5 protein-coding genes and 1 other RNA gene are annotated in these 6910 nt (G+C 40.8%); 5 read left to right on the top strand and 1 reads right to left on the bottom strand.

Annotated features, from left to right (window positions below; genetic code table 11):
* The 3 genes from argS to B2X72_RS11280 all read left to right on the top strand — a co-directional run.
* The coding region (gene argS, locus B2X72_RS11290; protein ID WP_286849639.1) for an arginine--tRNA ligase at positions 1-1545 on the top strand (1545 nt) is incomplete at its 5' end.
* Between the two features lie 4 nt (positions 1546-1549).
* Complete coding sequence (locus tag B2X72_RS11285; protein WP_088160863.1) at positions 1550-2626, top strand: oxidoreductase; 1077 nt, start codon at positions 1550-1552, stop codon at positions 2624-2626.
* Between the two features lie 15 nt (positions 2627-2641).
* Positions 2642-3832 (top strand): NAD(P)/FAD-dependent oxidoreductase, encoded by a 1191-nt coding sequence (locus tag B2X72_RS11280; protein ID WP_286849648.1) that lies wholly within the window; start codon positions 2642-2644, stop codon positions 3830-3832.
* Positions 3833-3872: 40 nt separating this feature from the next.
* On the opposite strand, the gene B2X72_RS11275 is transcribed toward B2X72_RS11280, so the two are convergent.
* On the bottom strand, positions 3873-4901 hold the full coding sequence (locus B2X72_RS11275) for a helix-turn-helix transcriptional regulator (protein WP_286849637.1): 1029 nt from the start codon (positions 4899-4901) through the stop codon (positions 3873-3875).
* A 151-nt stretch (positions 4902-5052) separates the two neighbouring features.
* Here B2X72_RS11275 and rnpB point away from each other — a divergent pair.
* Positions 5053-5432, top strand: an RNA gene (rnpB, locus tag B2X72_RS11270) — RNase P RNA component class A.
* 67 nt (positions 5433-5499) lie between these two features.
* A complete protein-coding gene (locus B2X72_RS11265; RefSeq protein ID WP_088160865.1) occupies positions 5500-6891 on the top strand; it encodes a sigma-54-dependent transcriptional regulator in 1392 nt (463 codons plus the stop codon).
* The last annotated feature ends 19 nt before the right edge of the window (positions 6892-6910 follow it).

Genomic DNA, 6910 nt, shown 5'->3' with positions numbered 1-6910 from the left:
GTGATAAAAGGCTTTTTGAATATTGTTCTTTCTGATGCTTACTGGATCACGTTGTTGAATCAGACCATAACGGCGAAGGACTTTGGTGTATTTCCTGCGAATGGAAAAAAACTGATGGTTGAATATTCTTCTCCAAATACCAATAAACCGCTGCATTTGGGACATATCCGTAATAATTTATTAGGATATTCTGTTGCGGAAATCCTAAAAGCTTATGGTTATGATGTGATCAAAGCAAATTTGGTGAACGATCGCGGTATTCATATTTGTAAGTCGATGTTGGCTTGGCAAAAATTTGGTAACGGTGAGACACCCGAGTCTACTGGACTTAAAGGGGACCACCTTGTCGGAAAATATTACGTTGTCTTTGACAAAACATATAAACAGGAAATCGAGGCATTGAAGGCTGAAGGGCAGACCGAAGATGAGGCAAAGAAAAATGCACCTTTGATGAAGGAAGCACAAGCGATGTTGCAACAATGGGAAGCTGGTAATGAAGAGGTGATCTCACTGTGGAAAACCATGAACAGCTGGGTGTACGCTGGGTTTGAAAAGACCTATAAACAATTAGGCGTCGACTTCGATAAATATTATTATGAATCCAATACATACTTGCTGGGTAAAGATATTATTCAGGAAGGTTTAGATAAAGGGGTTTTCTTTAAAAAAGAGGATAACTCCGTATGGATTGATCTAACAGACGAAGGATTGGATCAGAAGCTTGTGCTTCGTGGCGACGGTACTTCTGTCTATATTACACAAGATTTGGGGACTGCACAATTGAAATATGATGAATTCAAAATGAATGATTCTATTTATGTTGTCGGTAACGAACAGGATTACCATTTCAAGGTATTGTTCTTAATCTTAAAAAAACTTGGTAAAGCTTGGGCCGACGGATTGTTCCATTTATCGTATGGGATGGTCGATCTTCCTTCAGGTAAAATGAAATCACGGGAGGGAACAGTTGTTGACGCGGATGATTTAATGGCTGAGATGCTTAAGACCGCTCAGGAACGTACTGAGGAACTTGGCAAGACTGAAGGATTGGACGAGGAATCAAAAGCCGTTCTGTACGATACGATTGGAATGGGCGCACTGAAATATTTTCTATTGAAAGTGGATCCTAAAAAACGCCTGTTGTTTGATCCAAATGAATCTGTCGATTTTCAAGGTCATACAGGACCGTTTATTCAATACACGCATGCTCGTATCAAATCTGTTTTAAGTAAGGCTGAATTCGATTTTGATAGTGCTGTGTCTGTACCGGCGACGATTTCCTCTTACGAACGTGACTTAATTCAACAACTGGGTGCATTTCCGGAGATTATTGAAGCTTCTGCGCAAGAGTTCAGTCCTGCACAATTGGCAAATTATATCTATGAGGTAGCCAAGTTTTATAATAAATTCTATCATGAAGAAACCATCTTGAAAGCGGAAGATCATGATGTGAAAAACTTTAGATTGCACCTTTCGGCTTCTGCGGCAAAGGTTATTGCCAAAGGAATGAACTTATTGGGTATTCGTGTACCTGAAAGAATGTAATACTATGAAGAAAATTCGCGTAGGACTTATCGGTTTTGGAATTTCAGGTCAGGTTTTTCACGCTCCCGTGATGCGTTCGATAGCTGAACTGGCTCTTGTTAAAGTGACTGCTCGGAAAGCAGATCAGCAAAGTTTGCTAAAGGAACGCTATCCACAGGCAGAAATTGCTTTGTCTGCAGATGATATTTTTAATGATGCAACCATTGATTTAGTCGTGATTGCAACGTCCAATGAAATGCATTATCCTTTCGCAAAACGTGCATTGGAAGCAGGAAAACACGTTGTCGTAGAAAAACCCTTTACCAATAGTGTCGAGCAGGCCGATGAGCTTATCGCTCTGGCTAAGGAGAAAAATCTGGTCTTGGCACCCTACCATAATTTAAGGTTCAACTCAGACTATCGGACAGTGGAGAAAGTGGTCAAAAGTGGAAGGTTGGGACGGATTGTAAATTTGGAATCAAGGTTTGATCGTTTTCGTAATTATTTGCGACCTAACGCATGGCGAGAGGAAAATTTACCGGGTTCGGGCATATTTTATGACCTGGGGCCACATCTCATCGACCAGGCTTTGCAGTTATTTGGAAAGCCGCATGCTGTCTTTGCAGATTTGGCTGTCCAACGGGATCATGCGAAAACCATTGACAATTTCGACTGCCTATTGTACTACGATAACTTACGGGTATCTCTGAAAGGTTCTATGCTTGCAAAAGAACCCACAGCACGTTATCGTGTCTTTGGAATGAACGGAAATTTTGTAAAATATGGTGTCGACCCACAGGAAGCCTTACTGCGTGATGGCAAATTTCCTGATGAGGATCCAACCTGGGGACAAGAAGACCCAAGTCTATACGGCAAGCTCAATATCGTTGAACAGGGGAATGACATTGAAGAAATGGTTCCTTCTGAAATAGGTTCTTATCCTGATTTTTATCAGAACGTTGCGGATAGTATATTGGGCAAAACTACCTTGATCGCATCGGCAGAGCAGGCACGGGATGTCATTAAAATTATTGAATTGGGATATCAGAGTCAATTGGAACGAAGAGTTGTTTCTGTTGAAAATACATTGATTGCTTATTAGATTGTTGCTGTGAGTATACTATACGATGCTATCATTATTGGGGGGGGAGCCTGTGGTTTGATGTGTGCAGCCCAAGCAGGGCTGATTGGAAAGAAGACCTTGGTCCTTGAACGAAACGATAAGGTCGGCGCGAAGATCTTGATTTCCGGAGGCGGACGCTGTAATTATACAAATATCGGTAATAGTCCCGCTAATTTCATTTCTGAAAATCCAGATTTTTTACATGGTATATTCAAACAATGGACAGTGGACGATACCATTACATTTTTTGAACAGTATGGTATTGTAGGGCAGGAAAAAACACTGGGCCAGTTGTTTCCAGAGACCAATAAAGCAAAAGATATCGTTGCTGTATTTTCAAAAATTTTATACGAGACAGGGCAGGATATTGCATTGAATACCTTGGTGAAATCTGTAGAAAAAAACGATAATGGCTTTATGGTAACGGTAGAAAATGCAAAAGGTGAGTCCCGATATCATGCACATAAAGTTGTTATTTCTTCCGGTGGGCTTCCGGTCCAAAAACTCGGCGCTTCGGACTTTGGATTACGCCTAGCCAAACAATTTGGTTTGAATGTCGTCGGTACAGCGCCTGCACTAGTCCCTTTGACAATAACTGGAAAAGATGCTGATTGGTATAGTTCTTTGGCTGGAAATTCGGTGTTCTCGAAAGTGTCTGTTGCCGGAATGTCTTTTGAAGAGAATATTCTTTTTACGCACTGGGGGTTAAGCGGACCTGCAATTCTTCAGATATCAAGTTATTGGAGACCGGGACAGGAGATTACGATTGATCTACTGCCTAATTTTAATTTAGATAATCTGATTAAACAAGAGCGGCAATACGGCGGGAAAAGACTTGTTTCACAATTGCTAAACGATTATTTCAGCAGAAAATTGGTCGATGCCCTTGGGAAATTTTTAGCCTTGGATACCAAAATTGCCTCACTTAGTAAAGCTGATGCGAAATTGATTGTCGATACTATTCATCGCTTCAAGGTAAAACCTGCGGGAGATAAGGGGTATGATAAAGCTGAGGTTATGCGTGGAGGAGTTTCAACGGAAGAACTGCATCCCAAGACCTTAATGTCTAAAAAAGTTGAAGGCCTTTATTTTGGAGGGGAGACTGTTGATATTACGGGATGGCTTGGCGGTTATAATTTCCAATGGGCTTGGGCAAGTGGTTATGCCATCGCCCAAGATATTTAGGCATTTTTGGAGAGGTAGCGAGAGGGCTTGAATTTGACGTTTAATCGACAGATTTCTCAGCATAGAGTTGTGTGGCAGCAGCCAAGCGCTGTTTTATTCTCGCTTGCAATTTTTTTGGGGAGAGTACTTTAATGGATTCGCCAAAACCTAAAATTTCTCTTTCCAGTTCAAAGTTAAGTACAACATCGATACGAATTAAGATTGAACCATCCTCCTTTTTGTCTAAAATCTGCTGTGACGCATGTAAGGGTTTTGTTGCTACATAAGGTGCATTTTTTGCATTGACTTGCAATATCACCCGGTGCCCGCGGTCCTTTTGTGTCTTCGTTACGCCTATAGCATCCGAAAAGTAACGTTCGAAATCGACCCCTGTATATTCCCTGTATGAATTTTTGCCCATTTCCTCGATAGCATTGATCCGATCGAGCGCTAGTGTCATCAATCCTTCACTCTTTTTATGCTGACCAATTAGAAACCATCGATTACGATATTCTTTTAGGAGATAGGGCGAGAAAACGAGATCCTGTTGTTGTATTGCTTTGAACGATTGGTAGCTGATCAGGAGTGGCGTTTTTTCACGAATGGCTTGATGCAGTGGGCTGATAAAAGAAAGGCCTTTTAGCAGATTGTTGCTTTCCATTTGTATAATAGAAGGTGAATTGTCCTTTTTTGTATGGATGCTATCTTCAAGTCGTGCGACAATATCGCTCATTTCATCAAAGCTGGAGAAACCGCTCACATGCTTAAGTACCTCTACAGCCTCCTTCATTTTTTGCATGTCACCGACGGAAATCGGTGAATTGCTAATGCTATAGTCGGGATCTTCATAGGTGTAGAATTTGCGATGCAAGACGACAATAGACGCATTGTAGCCGAGCTTATTGCTACGCATGAGTTGAATATCTCCTTGTATGGTGCGTTTACTTATCCCATTTTTGATTCCTTCAAATTCATAGAGTGCATCGGAAACCTTTTCCATAAGATCTTCCAAGGTCCATTTCCGATGTCGTAAACGAAGACAATGGTCAATCGTTTTATACCGTATAAGAGCTAGTTTATTGAGTGCCATGCTTTTTTTGATAGATTGAAAATACAAAAACTTTCTTTATCTACGCAAGTTAATTGCGTAGATTTTTATGCCTGTGATGCAAAATGAATGGTCTTTTCGAAATTGAAAAGAAATTCGGGTTTATCCGAGTAAAATAGCTACTTTTGCGCAGAAGCAAACTGGTTCTATCGCTGCTCTTTTTTGGGAGGAGAGGAAAGTCCGGGCAACATAGAGCAACACGCTTCCTAACGGGAAGGCTGCTATGAAAATAGCAGACAGAAAGTGCCACAGAAAATATACCGCTTTTCGGAGTAAGGGTGAAAACGTAAGGTAAGAGCTTACGGTCTTGTATGGTGACATATATTACGGTAAACCTCGTGTGTTGAAAGACCAAATAGGTTGCGAAATTCGAAGGCTGCTCGTCTTCTTTCAATTTATTGGAATTCGTAATGGGTAGGTTGATTGAGTTTGTCAGCGATGGCAAATCTAGATAAATGATAGAAATTCCACTTCGGTGGTCTACAGAACCCGGCTTACAAGGTTTGCTTCTTTTTCGCTAATTGCCAAAAAAACCTTATATTGATTCCCGTAATTGAAAAAATAGCATAACTCTCGATTTATGAGTACAATTTTAATCATTGATGATGAGCGCGCCATCAGAAGTTCGTTGCGTGATATCTTGGAATATGAAGATTATACGATTTTAGATGTCGACAATGGCCGGGATGGATTAGATATTTTAAAAAAGGAAAAAATAGATCTTGTTCTTTGTGATATCAAGATGAATACGATGGATGGGATGGAAGTTTTGGCGGAAGCACACCAAAGCAGCCCGGACATCCCTTTTATTATGATCTCTGGACATGGTACGATTGAGACAGCTGTTGAAGCCGCGAAAAAAGGAGCATTTGACTTTTTAGAAAAACCGCTGGACCTGAATAGATTATTGATCACGGTTCGTAATGCACTGGATAAAAGTTCCCTAGTCACAGAAACCAAGGTCCTGAAACGAAAAGTTAGCAGCTCGAAAACAAAAGATATACTGGGTGAATCGGGGGCCATCAAACGTATTAAGGAAACAATTGACCGAGTTGCACCAACAGAAGCCCGTGTATTGATTACCGGGGCGAATGGCTCGGGAAAGGAATTGGTTGCACGCTGGTTACATGAAAAGTCAAATCGTGGACAAGGCCCATTGATTGAAGTGAACTGTGCCGCAATACCTTCTGAATTAATCGAATCAGAATTATTCGGGCATGAAAAAGGATCCTTCACGTCGGCTATTAAACAACGTATCGGGAAGTTTGAACAAGCTAGTGGTGGAACATTGTTCTTGGATGAGATCGGTGATATGAGCCTTTCAGCGCAAGCTAAAGTGCTAAGGGCATTACAAGAGCATAAAATCACGCGAGTGGGGGGCGACAAAGAAATTGACGTCAATGTCAGGGTAGTAGCTGCGACCAATAAGGATTTATTGAAAGAGATAGAAGATGGTAATTTCAGAATGGACTTGTATCACCGTTTATCTGTCATACTGATCCATGTGCCAGCATTAACTGATCGTGTCGATGACATTCCTTTATTGTCCACAAACTTCTGTGAAGAGATCTGTATGGAATACGGGATACCTGTAAAGGAAATTACTACTGCTGCAATGAAAGAGTTGAGTCATCTTCCTTGGACAGGTAATATTCGGGAATTGCGCAATATGATTGAACGTTTAATTATTTTGAGCGACAGGTCGATTACCGATAAAGATGTTGTTGCCTTTGCTAACCCGTCCCGCGAACCTGTGAATGGTATAGCTCATGAAAAAAGTGCAACGAATTACGGATTAGATATGGACTCCTTTGATTCGTTTCAAGATTATAAAGATCATGCGGAGAAAGAATTTATAAAATATAAATTGGAAAAAAATAATTGGAACGTCTCCAAAACGGCCGATGATCTTGATATTCAACGTAGTCACCTGTATAGTAAAATAGAGAAGTTCGGTCTAAAAAGAGATTAACCGTTTAGAGAAATTTTAG

The organism is Sphingobacterium sp. UBA7253 (assembly GCF_002472745.1).
Lineage (GTDB): Bacteria > Bacteroidota > Bacteroidia > Sphingobacteriales > Sphingobacteriaceae > Sphingobacterium > Sphingobacterium siyangense.
Note: the sequence above shows the minus strand (reverse complement) of the source record. Positions and strands in the feature narration are given on the sequence as shown.